The following is a 25,860-nucleotide window of genomic DNA, read 5'->3' as shown; positions in this document are numbered from 1 at the left end:
AATAGTAAAATAGTTTCATTTACTAATTTAAAGAATAATTACAAATATGAAAAAAATTGCCATTATTGGTTTAGGTTATGTGGGCTTACCACTAGCAAGATTATTTGCTACGAAATACCAAGTAATTGGATTTGATGTTAATAAGAAAAGAGTTGATATACTAAATGCAGGTCATGATTCTACACTTGAAGTGTCTGATGAAGTTTTGAAAGCCGTTTTAGTAGATAATCCTAATAGTGAATTGGGTCTTTATTGTACTTATGATTTAGAAAATTTAAAAGAATGTAATATATTCATTGTAACTGTACCTACTCCAGTTGATAGAAATAACAGACCAGACCTGACACCACTTTATAAAGCAAGTGAAACGGTGGGTAAAGTGTTAAAAAAAGGGGATATTGTTATCTATGAATCTACGGTTTATCCTGGTGTTACAGAAGAAGAATGTGTTCCAGTATTGGAGAGAATCTCAGGGCTAATTTTCAATGAAGATTTTTTTGCGGGTTATTCACCAGAAAGAATCAATCCAGGAGATAAACAACACACTGTTGAAAAAATCTTAAAAGTTACAGCAGGATCTACTCCCGAAATAGGAATTGTAGTGGATAACTTGTATAAAAGTGTAATTGGAGCGGGTACACATTTAGCGCCAACTATTAAAGTTGCCGAAGCGGCTAAAGTTATTGAGAATTCACAAAGAGATATCAATATTGCTTTTGTAAACGAATTAGCAAAAATATTTAACTTAATGAACATCAATACAAATGATGTATTGGAGGCAGCTGCAACAAAATGGAATTTTTTACATTTTAAACCTGGTTTAGTTGGGGGACATTGCATTGGGGTAGATCCTTATTATTTGGCACAACGTGCACAGGAATTTGGGTATCATCCAGAAATTATTTTAGCAGGACGAAGATTAAATGATAGTATGGGAGAATATATTGCTTCTCAAATAATCAAATTGATGATTAAAAAAGGAATAGCTATTAAAGGTACAACTTTATTAATGCTAGGACTAACATTTAAGGAAAATTGTCCTGATATACGTAATACTAAAATTGTTGATGTAATAAGGGCTTTAGGTGAATACGGTATTGAAGTAGTTATATATGATCCTTTAGCAAATCCTTTAGAAGTTAAACATGAATATGATTTAGATGTCTATTCTGATATGCCAAATCAAAAATTTGATGCAATAGTTTTAGGGGTAGCACACAATGATTTTTTAGATTTAAATTTATCTAATTTTCAAAAAGAATTAAGTGTTATTTATGATGTGAAGAATTTTTTGAGATCAAATGTAGATGCTAAACTTTAATTATTTAAATAATTATTATGAAGCCAAAAATTATAAATTTTCCTAAAATTCAAGATCCAAGAGGAAATTTAACATTTATGCAAAATCCTAGTCAAATTCCATTCGAAATTAAAAGAGTCTTCTGGATTTATGATGTTCCTGGTGGTGAGACTAGAGGAGGGCATGCATATAAAGAACAAGAAGAAATTATTATTGCAATTAGTGGAAGTTTTGATGTAGTTATAACGGATCTAGATGGGAGCGTTAAAAAATATTCATTGAATAGAAGTTATTATGGATTACACATTCCAGCAAAAACTTGGAGGCATATGGAGAACTTTTCAACAAATTCTTTGGCTTTACACATTTCTAGTAGTTCTTTTTCAAAGGAAGATTATATTAGAGATTTTGAAAAATTTAAAAATTTGAAAAATGTTTAGTGTTTCAGATTGTAAGATTATTGACTTATCAAAAGTCCATAATGACGCTGGAAATATTACAGTTGTAGAAAATAACAAGAATATTCCTTTTGAAGTAAAAAGGATTTATTATTTATATGATGTTCCCATGGGAGCAGATAGAGGTGGGCATGGTCACTATGAGTTGCAACAATATATAATTGCAGCGAGTGGTTCATTTACATTTGTATTAGATGATGGAGTCACTAGAAAAGATTTCTTTTTAAACGATCCTTCTAAAGCATTATACATTCAACCAGGTATATGGAGAGAAATAAAAGATTTTTCAAGTGGCTCAATTTGTTTAGTTTTTGCTTCTAGCGAGTATAGAGAATCAGATTACATTAGAGATTATGTTGAATATTTAAATTATAGAAATGATACACCTGCTATCTGATGTTCAATCAAAAAATATAGGCGAAGATACTTTTGTTTGGCAATTTGCAGTAATACTTGAGCGTGCAGTCATAGGTAAAAGATGTAATATAAATTGCAATGTTTTTATTGAAAATGATGTTGTTATAGGTGATGATGTCACTATTAAACCAGGAGTCCAAATTTGGGATGGTGTTACAATAGGTAACAAAGTAATGATTGGTCCAAATGTTACTTTTACAAATGACAAAATTCCCATTTCAAAAAACAAGGATTATAAAAATGAAAAGACAATTATTAATGACTTGGTTTCTATTGGTGCAAATTCTACAATTTTGTGTGGCATTGAAATAGGTAAAAAGACATTAATTGGAGCTGGTAGTGTATTGACTAAAAGCACTTCGCCATATACGGTTTGGTATGGTAATCCGGCAAAACATGTAGGTTATATAACAGAAGATTCTAAGTTGTTAGACTTGAATTTAACTGATAAAATAACAAATGAAAAATATTATTTAGAGGGCTTAAAACCAGTAAAAAGAAATGATTAAATTTTTAGACATACAAAAAATAAATGCACAATACAAGAATGAATTACTCGAAACATTTACTAGAGTTTTAGATTCAGGTTGGTATATAATGGGAAATGAATTAAAAGAGTTTGAAATACAATTTGCAAGTTATTGTGGTACAAAACATGCAATTGGTGTTGCAAATGGTCTAGACGCACTAATACTCATCATTAGAGCATATAAAGAAATGGGATGGTTTCAAGAAGGCGATGAGATTTTAGTTCCTTCAAATACTTATATTGCTAGTATTCTGGCAATTTCAGCAAATAATCTAATTCCAATTTTGATAGAACCAAATTTAGAGACCTTTAATATGAATTCTTCATTAATAGAATCTAAAATTACTTCAAGAACTAAAGCTATTTTGCCTGTTCATCTTTATGGTCAATTATGTGATATGGTTGTTATTGATACAATTGCTAAAAAGCATAATTTAAAAGTAATTGAAGATTGCGCACAAGCACATGGAGCAATTTTGAAAAATAAAAAAGCTGGAAACTGGGGAGATGCAGCTGGATTTAGCTTTTATCCAGGTAAAAATTTAGGAGCATTAGGAGATGGAGGAGCAATTACAACTAACGATGATGAATTGGCTGCCTGCATACGTGCTTTATTAAACTATGGCTCACATGTAAAATATCAAAATCTATATAAAGGTATAAACAGTCGTTTGGATGAATTACAAGCAGCTATGTTAACAGTTAAATTAAAAAAATTAGATTTAGAAACGAAAACAAAGCGTAATATCGCAAATAGATATCTTAATGAAATCGTTAACTCAAAAATTTCATTACCAGAAGTTAAAGAAAACTTAGCTCATGTTTGGCATTTATTTGTAATTCGTACTGTTAAGCGAGATGATTTGCATAATTATTTAAAAGATAAAGGTATACAAACTGTAATACATTATCCAATTCCACCTCACAAACAAGAGGCATATAAAGAATGGAATAATTTAAGTTTTCCTATTTCTGAACAAATTCATAATGAAGTTTTAAGTTTACCTTTAAGTGCGGTGTTAAGTTTTGAAGAAGTAGAGACGATTATTCGTGCTCTTAATGAATATTAAAGATGATAAATTCGTTAAAAAAAAACATTCGCAATTATCCCAGTTTTATTTTTTTTTTAAAATCACCAATTAATTGGTTCTATGCAGCTTATTTAACATTTCGATTTGTTGATGAATACAGCTTTTTTCCAGCATTTCAAATTAATGGTTCGATGAAGATAAAAGTCAAAAAACAAAAGAATGCTAAACTAGTCATAAAAAATAAATTGATTTTGGAACGGTGGCTAAATGGAGATGGTTGTATTTCATTTTCGCTAGGAAATAATGCAAAATGTATTATAGAGAATGATTTTATATTAGGACAAGGTACTAAAATTTATCTTGCTCCAAATGCTCAATTAATATTGCATGGAAAAAGTAAAGAGAGTGGGTCAGGGATTACAGCTAATTCAGTTGTTATGGTAAATGAATGTGTAGAAATAGGTAAGGATTGTATTATTGCGTGGGATACTTTTATCACTGATTGTGATTGGCACGGAATTGAAGGGAAAAATTCTACAAAGAAAACAGTAATTGGAGATCATACTTGGATTGGAGTTGGTGCAAAAGTATTAAAGGGAGCCGTTGTCAATAAAAATTCAATAGTTACTTCTCTTTCAGTAGTGTTAGCGGGTGAATATCCAGAAAGAGCACTATTAAGCGGATCTCCTGCTAAAATCTTAAAGACAAATATTGCGAATTGGCATAGAGAAATGTTTCCTGTAAATGATACAGTTTAGTTTTCTAAATTATAGCCTTAATTAAATAATTAAATATTGAATCTTCTAAAAACATCTTTTTTTTCAGCAATAATTGCATTCATAAGAGTTGGTACTGGGTTTGTAGCTGGTAAAGCAATAGCAATACTGACAGGGCCAGCGGGCGTAGCTTTAATAGGAGCTTTTTCTAACTTTATAACAGTAGTACTTACTTTTGCAAATGGAGCTATCAATACAGGAGTTGTAAAATATACAGCTGAATATGAAAAAGACGAAGAAAATTTAAAATCCTTATTTAGTACCTCTTTTAGAATAAGTGTTTATTGTTCGGGATTTATTGGAGTGGTACTTTTTTTATTTGGCACATTATTTTCTAAATGGATATTTGTTACAAAATTGTATGGCAATCCGATTAGGGTTTTGGGCGTTACAATAATCTTGTATTCTCTAAATTCTTTGATGATTTCAATTTTGAATGGTAAGAAGGAGATTAAAAAATACACTTTAGTTAATACTGTTGGAAGTATTATAGGATTAATTTTTACTTTGATTCTAGTTTATTATTTCAAATTAGAAGGGGCATTATATGCGTTAGTACTTTCCCAATCTATTGTTTTTTTTATTACTCTATTTTTAATTACCAAAAGTGATTGGTTTTCATGGAAATATTTTAAACTTGGTTTTAATAAGGTAATTGCTTTAAAATTAAGTCATTATAGCTTGATGGCAATTGTTTCAGCTGTCACTATTCCTGTCTCGCAAATTTTATTACGAAATATAATTATTAAGAATTTAGGAGTTGACTCTGCGGGTTTTTGGCAAGGAATGATGCGTATATCAGACGGATATTTAATGATTATAACAACATCATTAAGCACTTATTATTTGCCAAAATTATCATCTATTAAAGAAGAGTATGAGATTAAAAGCGAAGTTTTTAAAAGCTTTAAGATTATAATGCCTCTTGTTGTTTTAGGATGTATAATTATATACTTTCTTCGTTTTGTAATAATTTCAGTGTTGTTTACAAAAAATTTTATGGCTATGCAGGCATTGTTTTTTTGGCAATTACTGGGTGATTTCTTCAAGATTGCTTCGTGGATATTGGGATATATTATGATTGCAAAATCAATGACTAAATATTTTTTAATAACTGAGATTTTTTTTAGTACTAACTATGTTTTCTTTGGGTGGCTGTTTATGAAGTATTACAATGTTGAAGGAGTTGCAATGGCATTTGCATTAAATTATTTGCTGTGTTTGTTTTTCATGATTTACATTTTTAGAAAACTATTATTTCAAAGAAATAAGCAAATTAATAGCTCTTAAGTTTAAGAATTCGATTTAAATGAATAAAGAAAAATTTAAAATTGCGTTTATTACCCCATTGATGATTATAGGTGGTGCAGAAACTTACGTAATTAATAAGTGTAAATGGCTCATTGACAACCGATTTGATGTTTTGGTTATTTCAGAGGGTGGCGAAAATGTCTCAAATTTACCTCAAGGTACAATTCATATAACGTTGAAAGGAATAAGTTTACCTCCTTTAGTATTTACAAATGCTCAATACAACAGCTTTAAACAAAAGCTAAAGACAATTTTATTAGATAATAAAGTAAATGTTATTGAGGCTCATAATTCATACCCAATTGTTCACGTGGCTTCTTTGTATAATGAAACTAAAATTCCTTTTTGTGTTAATATATTGTCGGAGCTTTCTTACAGGCGTAATCCTTTATTGAAAATTATCACTAAGAAAATGAATAGGTTTGGGCTATTTTATTCACTAACGCCACAAATGCATGAATATATTGAAGGAGTTACAAAATTAAAATTAAATCCCAATATAATACCCATTCCAGTTAAAGCAATTGAGACCGATAGTTCTGTTTCTGCTCAAAAATATATTTTATCTGTCAGCAGGTTATCTGAAGATAAAGACTACGTAAAATATTTAATTCAGGATTTCTATGAAATATATAGAAAAAATGAAAGTTTTAAGGAATACAAATTAGTTATCGTAGGCGATGGTAATTTATTCAATGAATTAAATCAATTAGCGATTCATATAAATAGAGAATTGGGTCAGGAAATTATTCAATTAAAAGGAACGGTAGTTGGTAAAGATTTAGAAAAATTGTATCAGAGATGTACAATGTTTGTTGGTATGGGAACTACTCTTTTGCTAGCTGCTTCGTGTGCTAAGCCTTCAATAATTGCTGGATTTACTCCTGAAACAAATAAATCTGCTTGGGGTTTTTGGGGCGAGAATAACTTAGATAAAGACATAATAGTCATTAATTCTCCAAAGGATCGATCTCCAGTAAGCTTTCAATTAGCAATACAAAGTATAATAGAATCAGATTCACGTCGAATTAGTGCTGGTAATGCAGCTATTAAAATGTTTAATGAAAATTACGATTATAATTCTATAATGACCTTATGGAAAAGTGAATATGATAAGATTATAGATGTTTGCAAAAAAAATGAGATAATGATAGAAAAAGAACTTAAAAATTATGAATGGCCAATTCATTTTTATCGCCAAATTCGTCGAATAGTTAAGTTTTTTAAGATATAATCGTGCTTAGAATTTTCTTCAAAGAAAAAGATAATATAAGGTAATTTAAATAGTTGTAAATATTATAATGAAAAAAAATTTAATTGTTTTTGGAACAAGGCCTGAGGCTATAAAAATGGCTCCTCTGGTTCAAGAGTTTAAAAAACATTCAGATATTTTTGAAACCAGAGTTTGTGTTACCGCTCAGCATCGGGAAATGTTAGATCAAGTTTTGGACTTTTTTAATATTCAGCCAGATTACGACCTGAACTTAATGAAGGCAAATCAAAACTTATATTCACTAACAGCAGATATTATAATCGGCTTAAAAGAAGTTTTAGAGAATTTTAAACCAGATTATGTTTATGTGCATGGTGATACAACGACAACAATGGCAGCTAGTTTAGCATCATTTTATTCTGGAGCTAAAATTTGTCATGTTGAAGCAGGACTTCGTACAAATTTTAAGCGAACACCTTTCCCTGAAGAAATGAATAGACAACTGACAGGAAGAATTGCGGATTATCATTTTGCCCCCACAGAAGCATCTAAGGAAAATCTCTTAAAAGAAAATATAGCATCTGAAACAATATTGGTAACAGGTAATACGGTTATTGACGCATTGATTGATAGTTCTAAAAGAGTAGAAGAGATCTATAATTTGGAAATTGAAAACTTAAAGAAGATTGTGAAAAAGGATGTAAAAACAATTCTTGTTACCGGCCACCGTAGAGAAAATCATGGAGATGGTTTTATTCGAATTTGTGAAGCTTTAAGAGAAATAGCTTTAATTAATCAAGATGTAGAGATAATTTATCCAGTACACTTAAACCCTAATGTAAAACGACCTGTTTATGAAATACTATCTGGAATTGATAATATTAAGTTAATAGAACCTTTGGCTTACCCTGCTTTTGTATGGTTGATGGATAAATCGTATTTAATCATTACTGATAGTGGTGGAGTTCAGGAAGAAGCACCAAGTCTTGGAAAACCTGTGCTGGTTATGCGTGAATCGACAGAAAGACCTGAGGCAGTAGTTGCTGGAACAGTAATATTGGTTGGGACCAACAAAGAACTTATAGTGAATGAAGCAAATAAATTGCTGAATGATGAGGATAAATATACAAGGATGAGTGTACTACACAATCCTTATGGTGATGGAAAAGCGTGTGAAAGAATTGTAAACTATATATCAAATTTAGAATAAATGAGCAATATCTTAGTATATAATCATGACATACAAAAATACCCGCCTATTCTAACTATAGTGAAAATATTACTCTCTCTAGGTAAGAAAGTTGTTATTGTAGGTTATTGCAGTGATAAAAATACGATTTCTGATTTAGAATTGCAAGGGGTAGTTTATATTGAAACAATTATAAACGATACCAAAGAAAATAAAATTGTAAAATTTTTTAAACTATATTCCTATAAGAAAAAAGTTGAGAAAATTGTAAATGAAGAATTTAAAAAAGACTCAATTTTATGGTTATTCGGAAATCAAAATATATGGCTTCTTTATAATTTAGTTTTTAAATTTAAATCAATATTGTATTTATTTGAAACTCCACAACTAAAAGTTGGATTGAGATATAAGCTTTTAAGTCCATTTCTTAATTATGCAGGCACTATGCAAAAAGCATGGAAAGTGGTTTGCTGTGAATACAATAGGGCTCATATCACAAAAGCTTATTTTAATTTGGTAAAATTACCAATTGTAATTCCAAACAAGCCTGATTTTGATCTTTCTAAATTAAAAAACATACTTGATGATGAGACTGAAGCTCTTTTCAAGAATAAAAAGCTGATCTTATATCAGGGTATTTTTAACTATCCTGAAAGAAGATTAGATGAGTTATGTGAGTCCATACAATATTTACCAAGCGAATATGTGATTTGCATTATGGGAGGAGACGATAATAATAAGGCTAGACTTATCAACAAATACAAATCAGAGCGTGTTGTGTTTTTGCCTTTTAAATCGGCTCCATATCATCTGGAGGTTACTCAAAAAGCATATATAGGCTTTCTGTCCTATTTTTCACAACAAGGCTCAATCGAAACAGCAATAAATACGCTTTACTGTGCACCCAATAAAATTTTTGAATATTCATGCTTTAGTGTACCCATGATTTCAAATGATGTTCCTGGATTGTCCAATTTATTTAATAAATACAATGCGGGAAAAGTAGTTGCTGAATTTAAACCTAAGGAAATGGCAAATATCATTTTAGAAATCGATAAAAATTACGATGAGTTTAGTAAAGGTTCTTTGTCTTTGTATAATTCAGTAAATATTAAATCTTTGGTGAGTAAATTGATAGAAAAATAAAAGGGCAATGAATTTTTTTAGTTTACCATATCTTGCCCTTATACTATGTTATGTTTTTTTATACTTTTATGAAAAAAGCAGTCAACAGTCAAATAATAAAAGTGTAGCTGGATTTTGGTGTGCTTTTATTTTTGTTTTATTTTTTGGATTTAGAGGTTTTATAGGAAGCGATTGGTTTAATTATGAAAATTATTATTCAGAAGCAACTTTAGATGTGTGGACAGCTTTTGACTATGAGATTGGATTTTCATTTTTGGTGAAATTATTCCATGATTTAGGCTTTGAGTATTCGTTTTTTGTGTTTTTTATAACACTAATACAAGTCGTTTTATGGCATCGGTTCTTAAAAAAAGAATCATATAATATTTCGCTAGCCTATATTGTTCTTATAAGTTGTTTTCCGCTTTTAATTATTGATTTATTACGAAATTTTACAGCTATCTTGATAGCAGTTCAATCGATAGAATACATTAATAAAAATAAAAAAATAAAGGCCTTCCTGATTATCTTATTTTCTATGAGTTTTCATTTGACAGGCATCACCTTTCTCTTTCTTTTTTTCCTAAAGCGAAATTATTTCAATAAAAAAGTATTGGTTGTTTTATTAATTTTTGGCACTATAGTTTATTTTCTTCAGATTCGCTTTATAGATAGTATTATGGCTTCATTAGGAGCTGTACTAGGTGGAAGATTTGAATATTTGGCTGGCACTGTAACTGAATCAGATGCATCTTATGGAATACGATTTGGAATCCTTGAAAAGATCTTCCTGTTTATATTAGTACTAAGTAATTATAAATATATAGTAAATAATAAAGTAATTTCTCCAATATACTTTAACAGTTTTTTTTGTTACTGTTTTATTCAACTATATTTTAGTACTTCAGATGCCATGATAAATAGATTTGCACTGTTGTTTTTTTGGGCGTATTTAATTATATTATGTAATTTAAAAGATTTAATTAAGCATCGAGAGTTGAGAAAAACCGTTGTATTTCCAGTTATATTATTTTGTTTTTTGAAAACTTACATTACTTTTAATAACCCTCTATATAGATACACGAGCGTAATTTTTGTTAAGGAATCGTATTATGATCGAGCACTAATTAGAGATGAGTTTTATGAATCAAAAGAATAGATTGAAAGATAATTTTAAAAAACATCACAGCTTAAGAAAAGAAAATAAATTTACCAGGTGAAAGTATTGCAAATCATTACATCTCTATCTATTGGGGGAGCAGAAAAGTTAATTGTTGATAGTGTCCCTCTTTATCAAGCCAAAGGAATAGAGATGGATGTTCTCTCTATAAACAATAGGAAAACTCCATTTTGGGAACAGCTAGAGAAGAATAGCAATGGAAAAGTATCAGGACTTACCTCTAAATCTATTTATAACCCTTTTTTAATATTTAAAATTATTCCCTATCTAAAGAAATATGACGTAGCACACTTACACTTATTTCCAACATTATATTGGGTAGTAATTGCAAAATGTATTTCTTTTTCGAAAGTCAAATTAGTCTATACAGAACATAGTACTAACAATAGAAGGAGGGATATGGTGCTATTTAAATTTGTTGACAGGATTATTTATAAGAAACTTCAAAAAATTGTTTGTATAACTCTAGGTGTAAAAAATAACTTGAAGAAACATCTAAAATTTAATAAAAACATGCACGTTATTAATAATGGTATAGAGACCAAAAAATTTAATAATGTGGATAATATTGCAGATTTTAAGTTTTTCGAAAAAGAAGATTTTAAGTTAATACAGGTATCTAGTTTTCGTAAACAAAAAGATCAAGCGACTTTAATTCGAAGTTTGAAACTGCTTCCGGAAGTAGTTAAATTGATTTTGGTAGGAGATGGACCTTTGATTGAGAACAATAAAGTTTTAGCAGAAGGATTAGGGATTAAAGAAAGAGTAGTGTTTTTAGGTAACAGATACGATATTCCCGAATTATTGAAGTATAGCGATGTTGTAATTTTATCTTCAGAATGGGAAGGATTTGGACTAGCGATTGTAGAGGGAATGGCGTCTGGTAAGCCGGTTATAGCAAGTAATATTGACGGAATCAAAGAAATTGTTAAAGACCATGGTTTGCTATTTGAAAAAGGAAATGAGAAAGAACTCGAAATTTTGGTAAGGAAATTGCTAGAGGACAATGATTTTTATCAAAAAAATGCTAGACAGTGCTTACTAAGATCTAATGATTTTAGTATAAATAAAATGATAGATCAATATATTGAAATATATAAATTAGTATAATGAATAAATTAATATTATTATTAGTTTTATTGTTTTTTGTATCATGCAACTCCCAGCAAAAGAAGGAGTTAAGTTTTAAATATAGAAACGTTAAAACAACTCATATTGCTACTATTCCATTAGTTGTAAAAAGCAAAATTAAATATTCAAGGTTAGAGAATTATCTGCCTAAGAATTATGTTCAGGATGGATCTGTTGATTATGGTACTTACTTACAAAAAGGAATTGATGAAAATAGTTTTGTTGAATTTCCTAATTTTCCAATCCTAATAGGAGAAAATGGTTTAACATTAAAAAGCAATTCAATACTACTATTTAAAAGTAAATCAAAATTAATTTTAAAGGCAAATTCACTTTCAAATTATCAAATTTTAGATCTTAAAAATATAGAAAACGTTCAAATATATAATCCTAAATTAATAGGAGAAAGATATGAACATACGGGTGTGAAGGGAGAATGGGGAATGGGTATTAATATACTTTCATCTAAAAATATTTCAATTTATAACCCAGAAATAAAAAATTGTTGGGGAGATGGTATTTATATTAGTAAAGTTTCTGTCATAGAGTCAGAAAATATTATTGTTAAAGGAGGAATTATTGATAACAATCGACGCAATGGAATATCGATTATAAGTGGGAAGAAAATAGATATTTCGAATATAGTACTTTCAAATACTAATGGAACTCTTCCGATGGCAGGAATTGATATCGAACCAAATACTAATGATGATGTTTTAGAAAGTATAAATTTAAAAAAAATAAAAACTTTCAATAACGCAGATGCTGGCGTCGCAATTATTTTATTGAATATGATTGGAAAAAATCATAAGAACGTTTCGATTAATATTGATTCTCATATTGATTACTTTTCTAAAACGAGTTTTTTAATGGGAGGTAATAGACTTTCATATCCAGAATCCATTAAAGTGCTTGGCGGATTTATTAATGTTACAAATTCTAATTGGAATGACAGTCAGAATAAATTATTAATGGCCAGCGATTTTAAATATATACCAAAGTATAAATTTTCTAATTTGAAGATAAATACCAACGGAAAGTTGGATACTAAAGAAACTGAACTGAGAAAAAAACAATTGCGTGAAAGAATAATTTCTGTGAATTAAACATTTGATCTAAAGAAATTAAAAGCAATACACACACAAACATTGTTTAGTGCGGTAAATGTTGATTGTGTTTAAAAATATCCCTACATTTAGAAATGAACCAAATAATTTCAGGTAAAAGTAAACAGAAATTAATACGTATTACGACTGTTCCATTATCATTAAAAACTTTATTAAAAGGGCAAAATAGATTTATGTCTTCTTATTATGAAGTAATCGGAATTTCATCTGCTGGAAAAGAACTGTCAGATGTTAATTTAGATGAAGGAATTCGGGTTTTGTCGGTAGAAATGACTAGAAAAATTTCGCCTGCGAAAGATTTAAAATCCCTCTATAAATTATATATTATTTTAAAAAAAGAAAAACCTTTTATAGTCCATTCTCATACACCAAAAGCAGGTATTATTTCAATGCTTGCTGCAAAGTTTGCTGGAGTACCCTTTAGACTACATACTGTTGCAGGTTTACCATTAATGGAAGCCACGGGAAATAAAAGAAAGTTATTAAATCTTGTAGAAAAATTAACTTATCGATTTGCTACAAATGTATATCCAAACTCAAAAGGGTTGTATGATTTTATAGTAGAAAATAAATTTGCAGATAAAGCAAAATTAAAAGTTTTAGGAAATGGAAGTTCAAATGGAATTAACACCAATCATTTTGATGCAAACTTAATTTCATCAGAACAAAAAACTTTATTAGCAAAACATTTAAATATTATTCCAACAGATTTTGTTTTTATTTTTGTTGGAAGACTTGTTTCTGATAAAGGTATAAATGAACTGGTTAAATCCTTCAATGAACTTAGTAAGGATTATAGTAATGCTAAATTAATTCTTGTTGGTCCTTTTGAAGAAGAATTAGATCCATTGGATTTGAATACCCTTCAGATTATTAAAGAAAATTCAAAAATTCTTTCAGTTGGTTTCCAGCAAGATGTTCGTTCTTATTTTGCTATTAGCGATTGTTTAGTTTTTCCTAGCTATCGAGAAGGATTTCCAAATGTTGTAATGCAAGCAGGCGCTATGGGCTTACCATCTATTGTCTCTGATATAAATGGATGTAATGAAATTATTGAAGACGGAATTAATGGAATAATCGTGCCTGTAAAAAATGCCCAATCGATATATGATAGTATGAAAAGAATGATTAGTGATTCAGAATTGAAAAATTCTTTAAAAGAGAAATCTAGAGAAATGATCGTATCTCGCTATGATCAAAAAGTCATTTGGGATGCTATTTTAGATGAATATAAAAAATTAGAAAATTTATGTACAAAGTAGTTTTTAAACCCGCACTTGATTTTTTAGTTGCATTTATTGGTTTTCTAATTCTGAGTCCAATTTTTTTTATAGTAACAATAGGTTTATGTTTTGCAAATCAAGGAAAACCATTTTTTTTTCAAAACCGTCCAGGGAAAAGTGGTAAGATTTTTAAAATAATAAAGTTTAGAACCATGAACGAGAAGAAAGATTCTCAAGGAGAATTATTATCAGATGCAGAACGAATAACGAAGATTGGTCAATTTGTTAGAAAAACATCTTTAGACGAGATACCTCAATTATTAAATGTTCTAAAAGGTGATATGAGTATTATAGGTCCTCGTCCATTACTACCGGAATATTTACCATTGTATAACGAATTCCAAAAACAACGACATGACGTCAAACCAGGTATTACAGGTTGGGCACAAGTAAATGGAAGAAATGCAATTTCATGGCAGGATAAATTTACATTTGATGTTTGGTATGTTGAAAACTTATCATTTTTGTTAGATTTAAAAATTATTCTGAAAACTTTTAAAAAAGTAATTGTAAGTGAAGGAATTAATGCAGCAAATGTTGCAACTATAGATCGTTTTAATGGAGAGTGTTAAATATTTATATGGAGCAAGCGGTCATTGCAAAGTAATTATTGAGATATTAAAAAGCATAAACAATAAAGTTGGAGCAATTTTGGATGACTATCCAAAAAATAATTTTCTTATGGATATTCCTGTAATTGAATTTTCTAAAACAGAAATTTTGCCAGGAGATAAAATTATTATTTCGATAGGAAATAATGAGACTAGAAAAAAAATTGCTTCAAATATTAATGCTCACTTTGCTGTTGCATTTCATAATAAAGCAATCATATCTGAAAGTGCAAAAATTGATAAAGGTTCTGTTGTTATGGCGGGAGTCGTTATAAATGCTTCTGTAAATATAGGTGAGCATTGTATTATTAATACGGGTTCAATAATTGACCATGATTGCAACATCGCAGACTATTGCCATATTTCTCCCAATGTTTCTCTAGCAGGAAACGTTACAATAGGAGAGGGAACACATGTTGGTATTGGTACTTGCGTTATACAAGGTGTTAAAATTGGAAAATGGACAACGATAGGAGCTGGATCGGTAATAATCGATGATATTCCGGATTTTGCTGTTGTTGTTGGTAATCCAGGCAAAATAATAAAATATAATCATAAAAATGAATAATTCAAAAATATGGCTGTCATCTCCACATATGGGAGGAACAGAAGAAAAATATGTGAAAGAAGCTTTTGATACAAATTGGATAGCTCCATTAGGACCAAATGTCAACGGTTTCGAAAAAGATTTAGAAACATATTTGGGATCAAATGTTCAAGTAGGTGCACTAAGTTCAGGAACAGCTGCTATTCATTTAGGGCTAATTCTATTAGGTATTAAAACTGGTGATGAAGTTATTTGCCAAAGTATGACTTTTTCAGCATCTGCAAATCCAATTTTATATTTAGGGGCAACTCCTGTTTTTGTTGACAGCGAAAGTGATACATGGAATTTATGTCCAATCTCACTAGAAAATGCTATTATTGACAGAATCTCGAAAGGAAAAAAACCAAAAGCAATCATTGCAGTTCATCTTTATGGAATGCCTTACAAAGTTGATGATATTAATAATATCGCTGCAAAGTATAACATTCCTGTTCTTGAAGATAGTGCAGAAGCACTAGGAAGTTATTTTAAAAATAAGAAATGTGGAACTTTTGGCGAAATAGGAATTCTTTCTTTTAATGGAAATAAAATTATTACAACGTCTGGAGGTGGAGCAATTGTAACAAAAAAATCAGAGATAAAAGAAAAAGCAGTTTTTCTTTCTACTCAGGCTAGAGATAATGCACCTCATTATCAACATAGTGAAATTGGATATAATTACAGAATGAGTAATATCTGCGCAGGCATTGGTCGTGGACAAATGGAAATTTTAGACAATCATATACAACTTCGTAGAAAGATGAATAGATTTTATGCTAATTACTTTAATAATATTGAAGGCGTTGAGGTTCTTACAGAACCAAATAATGATTATTTTTCAAATCATTGGTTGTCTGCCATTACAATCGATTCGGCAAAAACTAAGGGAAAGACAAGAGAAAATTTAAGAGTCGCATTTGAAGCAGCTAATATTGAAAGCAGGCCTCTTTGGAAGCCAATGCATTTGCAGCCTGTTTTTGAACAGTATCCATATTATGGTAAAAAAGTGTCTGAAAAATTATTTGAAAATGGGTTGTGTCTGCCTTCTGGATCAAATTTAAGTGATGAAGATAGAAAAAGAATACAGGCAGTTTTAGACGATTTTTTTAACGTGAAATTCTAATTAAATGAAAATTGAAAAAACATTTATTGAAGGTTTACTTATCGTCGAACCTATTATATTAGGAGATGAAAGAGGTTATTTTTTTGAATCATACAACAAAACTAAATTTCAAGACTTAGGTGTTGAAATTGATTTCATTCAGGATAATCAATCATTTTCACGATATGGAACCTTGAGAGGTTTGCATTATCAAAATCCACCATTTGCTCAAACTAAACTAGTTCGTGTTTTACAAGGCGAAATAGTAGATATTGTAGTTGATTTGAGAATAGGTTCACGAACTTACGGCAAAACATTCAGTGTTTTATTATCAGCCGAGAATAAAAAGCAACTATTAATACCACAAGGTTTTGCACATGGTTTTTCAGTCATAAGTGAAACCGCTTCTGTAATGTATAAATGTGATCAGATTTACAATAAAGCTTCCGAAGGAGGTATTAAATTTGATGATCCGTCATTAAATATTGACTGGATGATAGATTTAAATAAAGCCATTATTTCAGAAAAAGATCAAAATCTACCTTTTATTCAGGAATGCAATAGTTTATTTTAATGAAGAAGATACTTGTAACTGGTTCGAATGGTCAATTGGGTTCTGAATTGTATGTTTTGTCCTTACAATATTTACATTATAATTGGGTTTTTGCAGATCGAAGCAAAGTTACACTTGATGATGTTAACTTGCTGAAAGTGCAGTTAAATGAAATTAAACCTGATATTATCCTGAATTGCGCAGCATACACATTAGTAGACAAAGCAGAGACAGAAAAAGAAATAGCTTTTACAATTAATCATTTAGCAGTTGAATCAATCGCTAAATATGCTGAGGGTAATAATGTGAAATTACTACACATTTCGACAGATTATGTGTTTGACGGATCTTCATCAACTCCTTTAAATGAAGAAGCTGTAACAAATCCTATTAATATCTATGGTGAAAGTAAAAGAGCCGGAGAAATAGCTTGTGTTAAAGAAAATCCAAACTCAATTGTAATTAGAACTTCTTGGGTTTATAGCAAATTTGGCAATAATTTTGTTAAAACAATGCAGAGATTAATGAAAGAAAAAGATCAAATTAATGTTGTCAATGATCAAGTAGGATCTCCTACTTATGCCGCTGATTTAGCACAGGTAATTATTGATATTGTTGAATCTGAAAAATGGATACCAGGAATTTACAATTATTCAAATGAAGGTGAAATAACATGGTATGAATTTGCGTTGGCTATAAAAGAGTTTGGAAAGTACAATTGTAAAGTTTATGGAATACCTTCATCATCTTATCCAACTCCTGCAAAACGACCAATATTTTCGTTGTTAAGTAAAATAAAGATAAAAAAAACTTATAACGTTGATATTCCTGATTATAAAGATAGTTTAGAAAAAATGTTCATTATATAGATTAATCTAAAGATTTGTATCAGCATTTAGTAACAAATTTTTAAAATCTAAAAAACTCAAAGATATTATGAAAGGAATAATTTTAGCTGGAGGTTCAGGAACACGTTTACATCCCTTAACACTCGCAGTCAGTAAGCAGATGATGCCTGTTTATGACAAACCAATGATTTATTACCCATTGTCTACATTGATGATGGTAGGAATCAATGAAATATTGATTATTTCAACACCTCATGATCTGCCAAGTTTTAAAAAATTATTAGGTGATGGTTCTAATTTAGGATGTAAATTTAGTTATGCAGAACAAGCAATTCCAAATGGTTTAGCACAAGCCTTTGTTATTGGCGAAGATTTTATTGGGAACGATGATGTTGCATTAATTTTGGGGGATAATATATTCTTTGGAGCTACAATGCAGGAATTATTGAGATCTAACACTAAACCTAATGGGGGAGTTGTTTTTGCATATCATGTTTCAGATCCTGAACGTTATGGTGTTGTTGAATTTGATGGAAATTTAAATGCAATTAGTATTGAAGAAAAGCCAGAAAAGCCAAAATCAAACTTTGCAGTTCCAGGATTGTATTTTTATGATAATTCAGTAGTTGAAGTTGCTAAAAATATAAAACCAAGTGCAAGAGGAGAATATGAAATAACTGATATAAATAAAATTTATTTAGAAAAGAAAAGTTTAAAAGTTGGCGTTTTAGGAAGAGGGGTAGCTTGGCTTGATACCGGAACTTTTAACAGTTTAATGCAAGCGGGGCATTTTGTTCAGGTTCTCGAGGAAAGACAAGGTTTAAAAGTTGGATGCATTGAAGAAGTGGCATGGAGACAAGGCTTTATTAATGATGAACAATTGAAGAGTTTAGCTTTGTCATTAGTTAAATCCGGTTATGGAGAATATTTGAATGAACTTTTAAAACAAAAGAAAAATGGGGTTAAAATTTAATTTCAAAAAAAATTAATAAATTTATAATCCTTTAATTCGTATTTTTGTAAAACAGACAAGTCTGTTAAAAATTTAATTAAATCAAAAATTGGATACAGATAAACCAACTAAAATAGCATCCTTTTTGTACAATTCTTTTTCTCCAAGGAATTTGAGAGCAAACATTAATAACCTTAGTTATTTACCAAGGTGGATTATCGTTGCTATAGATATTATGGTGCTTCTTTTTTCTTTTACATTTACCTATATGCTGTTCGAAGGCACAGCATTAGGCTATATTATTGTTGCACATGACTTTTATTTTGTTTCAAGTTTAATTATAGTTAATGTATTCTTCTTTTGGCTTTTTAGAACTTATTCAGGTATCATAAGGCATTCATCCTATATTGACGCTATAAAACTTTTATTCTCGCAAATGTCAGTTTTGGTGTTCTTTTTGTTTGTCAATTTGGTTTATGAATTGTATACAGGTGAAAAAGCATTTTTAAATACAGCATTATTCATAAATCTGGTTTTGTCTTTTTGTGGATTATTTTTATATCGTGTAATTGTAAAGCAAACTTTTGAATTATATTTTTCAGAAAAAACAAATTCAAAACTTATACGAACAGTAATTTATGGAACTGATGCAAACGCTATTTCTGTAGCAAATGCGTTAAAATTTGAAACTCCATCCCGATTTAAAATTGTTGGTTTTGTAGATAAAAACAATCAAAATGCCTCTAAGAGGATGTTGGATTTACCAATTTTGATTTTAAGAAAAAAACTTCCAGCCTTAATGCGTTCTGTTGCAGCTGAAGGTGTTATTATTGCTGATAAAAGTTTATCAAAAGATGAACAATTGATTATTGTTGATCAATGTCTTGAATTTAATTATAGAGTTTATACAGTTCCTCTAATTTCAGACTGGGAAAATCAAAAAGAGATTTCTCAAAAAGTAAAAAATATTCAGATTGAAGATTTATTAGAGAGAAAACCTATAGTTTTAGACAGTAAGTCGATTTCTAAACAGTTAAAAGATAAAACCATTCTTATTACTGGAGCTGCTGGGTCAATTGGTAGTGAAATAGTAAGGCAGGTTCTTGGATTTAATCCAAAAACAGTTATTATTTTAGATCACGCAGAAACTCCTTTACATAATCTTTGCTTAGAAACACTAAGCATGGATACAACTGCAAAAATTGTAGCAGTAATTACTGATGTAAAAAGTAAAAAGGCATTAGAAAAAGTATTTAAAAATTATAATCCTCATGTAGTTTTTCATGCAGCTGCTTATAAACATGTTCCATTGATGGAAGAAAATCCATCGCAAGCTATATTAACAAATATAAAAGGAACTAAAAATCTAGCTGATTTAGCGTGCAAATATCACGTAAAAAAATTCGTGATGGTTTCTACAGATAAAGCTGTGAATCCAAGTAATGTAATGGGAGCCAGTAAACGAATTGCAGAAAAATACGTTCAATCATTATTTTTGAAAAATCAAAAAGAGAATATACCGGGAGTTACAAAATTTATTACAACACGATTTGGTAATGTATTAGGCTCTAATGGTTCTGTTGTGCCTTTATTTACTAAACAAATTGCAGAAGGAGGTCCGGTTACCATTACGCATCAGGATATTATTCGATATTTTATGACTATACCTGAAGCTTGTCAGTTAGTTTTGGAAGCTGGGGCAATGGGTAATGGTGGTGAGATCTATATTTTTGATATGGGTAAACCCGTAAGAATAATCGACTTGGCTAAAAAAATGATTAAGCTTGCAGGGTTTATTCCTGATAAAGAAATTAAAATAAAAATTGTTGGTTTGAGACCTGGTGAAAAGTTATACGAAGAATTGTTAAATGATACTTCTAAAACACTGCCAACCTATCATAATAAAATTATGATAGCTCAGGAAATACAAGATGAATACGAAAATCTCCATACTGATATAGATGAATTAATCGGAATCGCAGATTTTTATGATAATGAAGATATAGTAGCTAAGATGAAAAAAATTGTTCCCGAATTTAAAAGTATGAATTCAGCTTTTGAAGTTCTGGATAAATAATTTTCGCAAAAAATATATGGTATTATAAAAAGGTGTTTTTTTAAAACGCCTTTTTGCTTTTTTATCAAATAATAAGCGACTAAAAATCTTGTTAAATCAAATTGGATTTTGAGATTTAGTAAAATTTAAAACTATTTAAAAAATTATAGAAATATAAAATGAATAATAATTCTAATAATTGGCTGTTTGAAATTACACCAAAAAATAAGTTCTTTTCATTAAATTTTAAAGAAATCTGGCAATACAGAGACTTATTACTTCTTTTTGTGAAAAGAGACATTATTACAGTATACAAACAAACAGTATTAGGCCCGCTTTGGTATCTGATTCAACCTTTATTTACATCTATAACATTTACCATAATATTTAATAATGTTGCTGGTATTAACACAGGAATCGTTAGGCCTTTTTTATTTAATTTGGCAGGAATAACAGTTTGGAATTATTTTACAGCATGTTTAAATGGAACTTCAGACACATTTAAAGCCAATGCCAGTATATTTGGTAAAGTTTATTTTCCGAGAATAATTACACCTCTTTCTGTTGTAATTTCAAATTTGATCAAATTAGGAATTCAACTTGTGATTTTTATTGCATTTTATATTTTTTATTATTTGCAAGGAGATAAATTAACTCTTAATGCAACCGTGTTTTTTTTTCCATTATTAATCATTAATATGGGGATTCTAGGACTGGGATTAGGAATGTTGATTTCTTCAATGGTGACTAAATATCGTGATTTTAGCTATTTAGTGGCCTTTGGAATACAGCTGCTAATGTATTTGTCTGCCGTTATGTACCCAATGGAACTTATAAAAGCAAAATTACCAGCCTATGGATGGATTGTAGAATATAATCCACTTGCTTATATTATTGAATCTGCACGTTATATGCTTCTTAATGTGGGTGAAATTTCGATAATTGGATTAAGCTTTACTGTGGCAGTTACAATAATTATATTTTTTCTGGGTCTTTTGATTTTTAATAAAACAGAAAAAAGCTTTATTGATACAGTTTAAATCAATGCTTTAATAAATCGTATTTAAGACAAAATAAAAGTATAATTGGAAAAAGATATTATTTTAAAAGCCGAGAACATCTCAAAACAATATCGTTTGGGAGAAGTAGGTACAGGTACGTTAACTCACGATTTAAACCGATGGTGGCATCAAATTCGTGGTAAAGAAGATCCATATTTAAAAATTGGTGATACAAATGACCGTTCAACTAAAGGAACGTCAGAATATGTTTGGGCAATTCAGGATATTAATTTTGAAGTAGAACGTGGAGAAGTTTTAGGAATCATTGGTAAAAATGGGGCAGGAAAATCAACACTTTTAAAAATACTTTCAAAAGTAACAGCACCAACAACCGGAGTTATAAAATCTCGTGGAAGAATTGCTTCATTATTAGAAGTTGGAACTGGATTTCATGGTGAAATGACAGGTCGTGAAAATATCTTCTTAAACGGTGCAATCCTCGGAATGACTAAAAAAGAAATTGCTTCTAAACTTGACGAAATTATCGAGTTTTCAGGTTGTGAGCGTTACATAGATACTCCTGTAAAAAGATATAGCAGCGGGATGACGGTTCGTCTGGCATTTGCTGTCGCGGCTTTTTTAGAACCGGAAATCTTGGTTATTGATGAGGTTTTAGCAGTCGGCGATGCTGAATTTCAGAAAAAGGCAATTGGAAAAATGCAGGATATTTCTAAAGGAGAAGGAAGAACAGTTTTATTTGTAAGTCATAATATGGCTGCAGTAAAAAGTTTATGTACAAGAGGGATTATATTGGAACATGGAAAGGTTGCTTTTGAAGGCCAGATAGAAAATGCTGTAAGTTATTATCTTGGCGGGAATGCGGAAACAATGAATTTAAAAACATTTGGTAATGAATACGATTTTCCAGTGTTTAAATTAATTGAAATTTCTTTAAAAAACTTTGAAAGAAGTTCTGATGATGTATTGCAGGAAAATGAATCAATCATTTTGAATACTAAAATAAATATAAAAGTAGAGGATGCAAAAAGATACCATATAACATATCATTTATATAATGAAATTGGCGAAGCCATGTTCTCATTTTCTAATGCTGGAAATTTTTTTTTAAAGAATGGCATAAATGATTTAAGTTGTAATTTTCCAAAATCATTTTTTCAATCCGGACAATACTTTTTATCTCTTTTCATTGTTGAAGACTCAAAACAGCCAATTTTTGTTGAAAATGATATTATTGCTTTTACAGTTGTAGATTCTGGTAGGGAATTAGGAACTTATATGGGTAGGGAACCCGGATATATAAGACCACAATTTGAATGGAAAATACAATAAAATATTTAAATCAAATAGAATGTCAAAAAACATAAAAGTCAGTGTATGCATGATAACTTATGGTCACGATAAATTTATTGAAGAAGCAATAAATAGTGTCTTAATGCAAGAAGTTGACTTTGAGGTTGAATTGATTATTTCCAACGATGCCTCACCTGATGCAACAGATGAAATTGTAAATTCAATTATAGAAAATCATCCTAGAAGTAATTGGATTAACTATATTAAGCATGAGTCAAATATTGGTATGATGCTAAATTCTCAGTTTGTATTGCAGGCAAGTAAAGGTGAGTTTATTGCAATTTGTGAAGGAGATGATTATTGGACTGATTCTTTGAAGCTAAAAAAGCAAATAAGTTTTTTAGAAGCAAATCCTGATTATGTAATGTGTTTTCATCGATGTCAATTTCTTACACTTGAAAACGGTAAGAATAAGTTTGTTGATCAAGAACTTAAAGTCATTGATTATGAATACAATATGTATGGATTATTATATAACTGGAACATACCGACTGCATCGATTGTTTTAAGAAATGTTTTTCTAGAAGAAAATAATGTTTTTCCGCAAGAATTTTTACACGTTAAAAGTGGAGATATTGCGCTAGCTTCTTATCTATTTCAATTTGGTAAATTTTTTCTTTTTAAAGAAGTGATGAGTGTTTATAGAGTTTTTGGATTAGGAGTTTCTATAACCCATAAAGATTTTAGAATGATACACTATAGAGCAGATTTATATCATAGAATAAATGAATACTATCATTTTAAGTATGAAAGAGAAATATATCAGGCATTGCATGATATTATGAATAGATATGCCCCAGTTTTATGTGTTGAAAAAAATGCAGTAGGAAATTATTCTACAAGAAAATTGATATATATATTATTGAGAAGATGGAGAAAGAAAATAATCGAAAAATGAATCCTCTTATATCTGTAATTTTACCCAATTATAATCATGCAAAATTTCTTGAAAAAAGATTAGAAAGCATATTTAATCAAACATATTATAATTTTGAAGTAATTCTTTTAGATGATTGCAGTACAGATAACAGTAAAGATATTCTAGTAAAATATTCAAAAAATGATCATGTAAAGCATTGTATTTTCAATGAAATAAATTCAGGGAATACTTTTGTTCAATGGAAAAAAGGAATTCAACTTGCAAAAGGTAAATTTATTTGGATTGCAGAATCTGATGATTTCTGTGATCCTTTTTTTTTAGAATCTGCAATTAAGCCATTATTATTAAATGATCAGATTACTTTGTCGTATTGTCAATCTAATAAAGTAGATATAAATGATAAGATTATTGGCAATTGGAAGACATATACGGATGATTTAGATACTAAACAATTTGCTGAAAATTTTGTTATGGAAGGTAATTTATTTATCGAAAAATATTTGATTAAGAAAAATGTAATTCCAAATGCAAGTGCTGTTTTATTTCGCAAAGATAACTTAGAAATTTCAGATCAATTAATTAATACACCAGCGCTTAGATATTGTGGGGATTGGATTATATATCTTCAGGTAATTATTAATCAGGAGATTTCATTTTTAGCTGAATCGATTAACAATTTTAGATATCATGATAATAGTGTTATAGCACGTATTTCAAAATCTCAAAAGCAAATATCGCTTATTGATATAGATCTTCAAATGCGAAAAGCAATCGTTAATTATTTACATCCAATCCCTGTTGTTAACAAAAAGCAGATTTTTGAAAAGAATAAAAAAATAATTGAATTGTTAAAGTATGAAAAAGCTTTGATTTTATTCAACAATAAAAAGAAGTGGAAGGCGATTTTAATATTAATTGGAATTTTTGATGTATTTGTGAAAAAATATCCTTTTTATAAACGACTTAAAAATATTTTAATCTTTTCTAAATGATTTCTCTAATTATATGCAGCCGTACCGAAGCTCTTTCACCAGAATTAGCTGAAAATATAAATAATACAATCGGAAATCAACATGAATTAGTGTTAATAGATAATTCCAAATCCGATTATTCTATTTTCGAAGCTTATAATTTAGGAATTAAAAAAAGTAAAGGAGATATATTATGTTTCATTCATGATGATATTATATTTCATACAAAAGAATGGGGATTAATTTTAGAATCGGAATTTAAGGAAAACGCTAATTTTGCTCTTATCGGAATTGCAGGATCAAAAGTTAAAACTCAATATCCAACAGGATGGTGGGATTGTGAAAACAAGTATAAAGTAGTCAATCTCATCCAACATGAAAAGAATAAAATTGAAAAACAATTTTTTGGGTTTACAGATGATAATTTAGAAGAAGTTTTAGTGATCGATGGAGTTTTCATGGCTTTAAAAAGTGAAAAGGACTTGTTTTTTGATGTAGATTTAACTGGTTTTCATAATTATGATCTTAGCTTGTCTTGTAAGGTAAAAACAAGAGGGAAAAAAATTGGGGTAACCAAGAAAATTTTAATAGAACATTTGTCAATAGGTGTATTAAATAAAGATTGGTTGTTCTCGATAAAGTCATTTCATAACAAATATCAACAGAGTTTAAGAAGTAATAATTCTACTTTAGAACAACAAATCTTTGCTGGGAAAAAATATATAGATCATTGTATATATATCTTAGGCAAAAAGAAAGGCTTAATCTATCTTCTGTCAGTCTTTAAATTCAGCATTTCATTAAAAATAAATTTTATTTTAGGGAAATATATTGTCAGTAGATTAATTTAAATTTAAAA

General features: G+C 29.4%; 26 protein-coding genes. All 26 read left to right on the top strand.

Features of this window, described 5'->3' with window-relative positions; translation table 11 throughout:
- Positions 1 to 46 precede the first annotated feature (46 nt).
- The 26 genes from ASE21_RS18900 to ASE21_RS18775 all read left to right on the top strand — a co-directional run bounded on the left by ASE21_RS18900 (position 47) and on the right by ASE21_RS18775 (position 25,852).
- Positions 47 to 1,321 (top strand): nucleotide sugar dehydrogenase, encoded by a 1,275-nt coding sequence (locus ASE21_RS18900; RefSeq protein ID WP_057124271.1) that lies wholly within the window; start codon positions 47 to 49, stop codon positions 1,319 to 1,321.
- Between the two features lie 17 nt (positions 1,322 to 1,338).
- The gene (locus ASE21_RS18895) at positions 1,339 to 1,740 is read left to right on the top strand and encodes a sugar 3,4-ketoisomerase (RefSeq protein ID WP_057124270.1); all 402 of its coding nucleotides are present in this window, start codon (positions 1,339 to 1,341) and stop codon (positions 1,738 to 1,740) included.
- Positions 1,733 to 2,155, top strand: coding sequence for a sugar 3,4-ketoisomerase (locus tag ASE21_RS18890; RefSeq protein WP_057124269.1), 423 nt, complete (start codon positions 1,733 to 1,735; stop codon positions 2,153 to 2,155). The genes ASE21_RS18895 and ASE21_RS18890 overlap by 8 nt, the downstream gene beginning before the upstream one ends.
- A complete protein-coding gene (locus tag ASE21_RS18885) occupies positions 2,136 to 2,684 on the top strand; it encodes an acyltransferase (RefSeq protein WP_057124268.1) in 549 nt (182 codons plus the stop codon). The genes ASE21_RS18890 and ASE21_RS18885 overlap by 20 nt, the downstream gene beginning before the upstream one ends.
- Complete coding sequence (locus ASE21_RS18880) at positions 2,677 to 3,774, top strand: DegT/DnrJ/EryC1/StrS family aminotransferase (RefSeq protein WP_057124267.1); 1,098 nt, start codon at positions 2,677 to 2,679, stop codon at positions 3,772 to 3,774. The genes ASE21_RS18885 and ASE21_RS18880 overlap by 8 nt, the downstream gene beginning before the upstream one ends.
- Positions 3,775 to 3,776: 2 nt before the next feature.
- Entirely contained in the window at positions 3,777 to 4,493 is a 717-nt protein-coding gene (locus ASE21_RS18875; RefSeq protein ID WP_057124266.1) for an acyltransferase, read from the top strand.
- 36 nt (positions 4,494 to 4,529) lie between these two features.
- Entirely contained in the window at positions 4,530 to 5,801 is a 1,272-nt protein-coding gene (locus ASE21_RS18870; RefSeq protein WP_057124265.1) for an O-antigen translocase, read from the top strand.
- A gap of 19 nt (positions 5,802 to 5,820) precedes the next feature.
- Positions 5,821 to 7,056, top strand: a complete 1,236-nt coding sequence (locus ASE21_RS18865) for a glycosyltransferase (RefSeq protein WP_057124264.1) — start codon at positions 5,821 to 5,823, stop codon at positions 7,054 to 7,056.
- Between the two features lie 67 nt (positions 7,057 to 7,123).
- Entirely contained in the window at positions 7,124 to 8,245 is a 1,122-nt protein-coding gene (wecB, locus tag ASE21_RS18860; protein WP_057124263.1) for a non-hydrolyzing UDP-N-acetylglucosamine 2-epimerase, read from the top strand.
- Positions 8,246 to 9,370, top strand: a complete 1,125-nt coding sequence (locus ASE21_RS18855) for a hypothetical protein (protein ID WP_057124262.1) — start codon at positions 8,246 to 8,248, stop codon at positions 9,368 to 9,370.
- 7 nt (positions 9,371 to 9,377) lie between these two features.
- Positions 9,378 to 10,508 (top strand): EpsG family protein, encoded by a 1,131-nt coding sequence (locus ASE21_RS18850; RefSeq protein WP_057124261.1) that lies wholly within the window; start codon positions 9,378 to 9,380, stop codon positions 10,506 to 10,508.
- A gap of 57 nt (positions 10,509 to 10,565) precedes the next feature.
- Positions 10,566 to 11,639 carry a glycosyltransferase gene (locus ASE21_RS18845; protein ID WP_057124260.1) on the top strand — a complete coding sequence of 358 codons (1,074 nt, stop codon included), beginning with the start codon at positions 10,566 to 10,568 and terminating at the stop codon, positions 11,637 to 11,639.
- Entirely contained in the window at positions 11,639 to 12,766 is a 1,128-nt protein-coding gene (locus ASE21_RS18840) for a right-handed parallel beta-helix repeat-containing protein (protein WP_057124259.1), read from the top strand. Before ASE21_RS18845 ends, ASE21_RS18840 begins: the two co-directional genes overlap by 1 nt.
- A 95-nt stretch (positions 12,767 to 12,861) precedes the next feature.
- On the top strand, positions 12,862 to 14,049 hold the full coding sequence (locus tag ASE21_RS18835; RefSeq protein WP_057124258.1) for a glycosyltransferase family 4 protein: 1,188 nt from the start codon (positions 12,862 to 12,864) through the stop codon (positions 14,047 to 14,049).
- On the top strand, positions 14,037 to 14,642 hold the full coding sequence (locus ASE21_RS18830; RefSeq protein WP_057124257.1) for a sugar transferase: 606 nt from the start codon (positions 14,037 to 14,039) through the stop codon (positions 14,640 to 14,642). The genes ASE21_RS18835 and ASE21_RS18830 overlap by 13 nt, the downstream gene beginning before the upstream one ends.
- Positions 14,629 to 15,249, top strand: a complete 621-nt coding sequence (locus tag ASE21_RS18825) for an acetyltransferase (protein WP_057124256.1) — start codon at positions 14,629 to 14,631, stop codon at positions 15,247 to 15,249. Before ASE21_RS18830 ends, ASE21_RS18825 begins: the two co-directional genes overlap by 14 nt.
- Positions 15,242 to 16,390 carry a DegT/DnrJ/EryC1/StrS family aminotransferase gene (locus tag ASE21_RS18820; RefSeq protein ID WP_057124255.1) on the top strand — a complete coding sequence of 383 codons (1,149 nt, stop codon included), beginning with the start codon at positions 15,242 to 15,244 and terminating at the stop codon, positions 16,388 to 16,390. The genes ASE21_RS18825 and ASE21_RS18820 overlap by 8 nt, the downstream gene beginning before the upstream one ends.
- Positions 16,391 to 16,394: 4 nt before the next feature.
- Positions 16,395 to 16,943, top strand: coding sequence for a dTDP-4-dehydrorhamnose 3,5-epimerase (rfbC, locus tag ASE21_RS18815; RefSeq protein ID WP_057124254.1), 549 nt, complete (start codon positions 16,395 to 16,397; stop codon positions 16,941 to 16,943).
- Positions 16,943 to 17,791 (top strand): dTDP-4-dehydrorhamnose reductase, encoded by an 849-nt coding sequence (gene rfbD / locus ASE21_RS18810; RefSeq protein WP_057124253.1) that lies wholly within the window; start codon positions 16,943 to 16,945, stop codon positions 17,789 to 17,791. The genes rfbC and rfbD overlap by 1 nt, the downstream gene beginning before the upstream one ends.
- A 67-nt stretch (positions 17,792 to 17,858) precedes the next feature.
- Complete coding sequence (rfbA, locus tag ASE21_RS18805; RefSeq protein ID WP_057124252.1) at positions 17,859 to 18,743, top strand: glucose-1-phosphate thymidylyltransferase RfbA; 885 nt, start codon at positions 17,859 to 17,861, stop codon at positions 18,741 to 18,743.
- 88 nt (positions 18,744 to 18,831) lie between these two features.
- A complete protein-coding gene (locus tag ASE21_RS18800; RefSeq protein WP_057124251.1) occupies positions 18,832 to 20,799 on the top strand; it encodes a polysaccharide biosynthesis protein in 1,968 nt (655 codons plus the stop codon).
- A gap of 158 nt (positions 20,800 to 20,957) precedes the next feature.
- The gene (locus ASE21_RS18795; RefSeq protein WP_057124250.1) at positions 20,958 to 21,818 is read left to right on the top strand and encodes an ABC transporter permease; all 861 of its coding nucleotides are present in this window, start codon (positions 20,958 to 20,960) and stop codon (positions 21,816 to 21,818) included.
- A gap of 45 nt (positions 21,819 to 21,863) precedes the next feature.
- Entirely contained in the window at positions 21,864 to 23,129 is a 1,266-nt protein-coding gene (locus ASE21_RS18790; RefSeq protein ID WP_057124249.1) for a polysaccharide ABC transporter ATP-binding protein, read from the top strand.
- A gap of 19 nt (positions 23,130 to 23,148) precedes the next feature.
- On the top strand, positions 23,149 to 24,048 hold the full coding sequence (locus ASE21_RS18785; RefSeq protein ID WP_057124248.1) for a glycosyltransferase family 2 protein: 900 nt from the start codon (positions 23,149 to 23,151) through the stop codon (positions 24,046 to 24,048).
- On the top strand, positions 24,021 to 25,022 hold the full coding sequence (locus ASE21_RS18780) for a glycosyltransferase family 2 protein (protein WP_057124247.1): 1,002 nt from the start codon (positions 24,021 to 24,023) through the stop codon (positions 25,020 to 25,022). Before ASE21_RS18785 ends, ASE21_RS18780 begins: the two co-directional genes overlap by 28 nt.
- A complete protein-coding gene (locus ASE21_RS18775) occupies positions 25,019 to 25,852 on the top strand; it encodes a glycosyltransferase (RefSeq protein WP_057124246.1) in 834 nt (277 codons plus the stop codon). Before ASE21_RS18780 ends, ASE21_RS18775 begins: the two co-directional genes overlap by 4 nt.
- Positions 25,853 to 25,860: the final 8 nt, after the last annotated feature.

The sequence above is a fragment of the Flavobacterium sp. Root901 genome (assembly GCF_001429765.1).
In the GTDB taxonomy this organism is placed as follows: Bacteria; Bacteroidota; Bacteroidia; order Flavobacteriales; family Flavobacteriaceae; genus Flavobacterium.
This window is presented reverse-complemented; position numbering and strand designations above follow the sequence as displayed.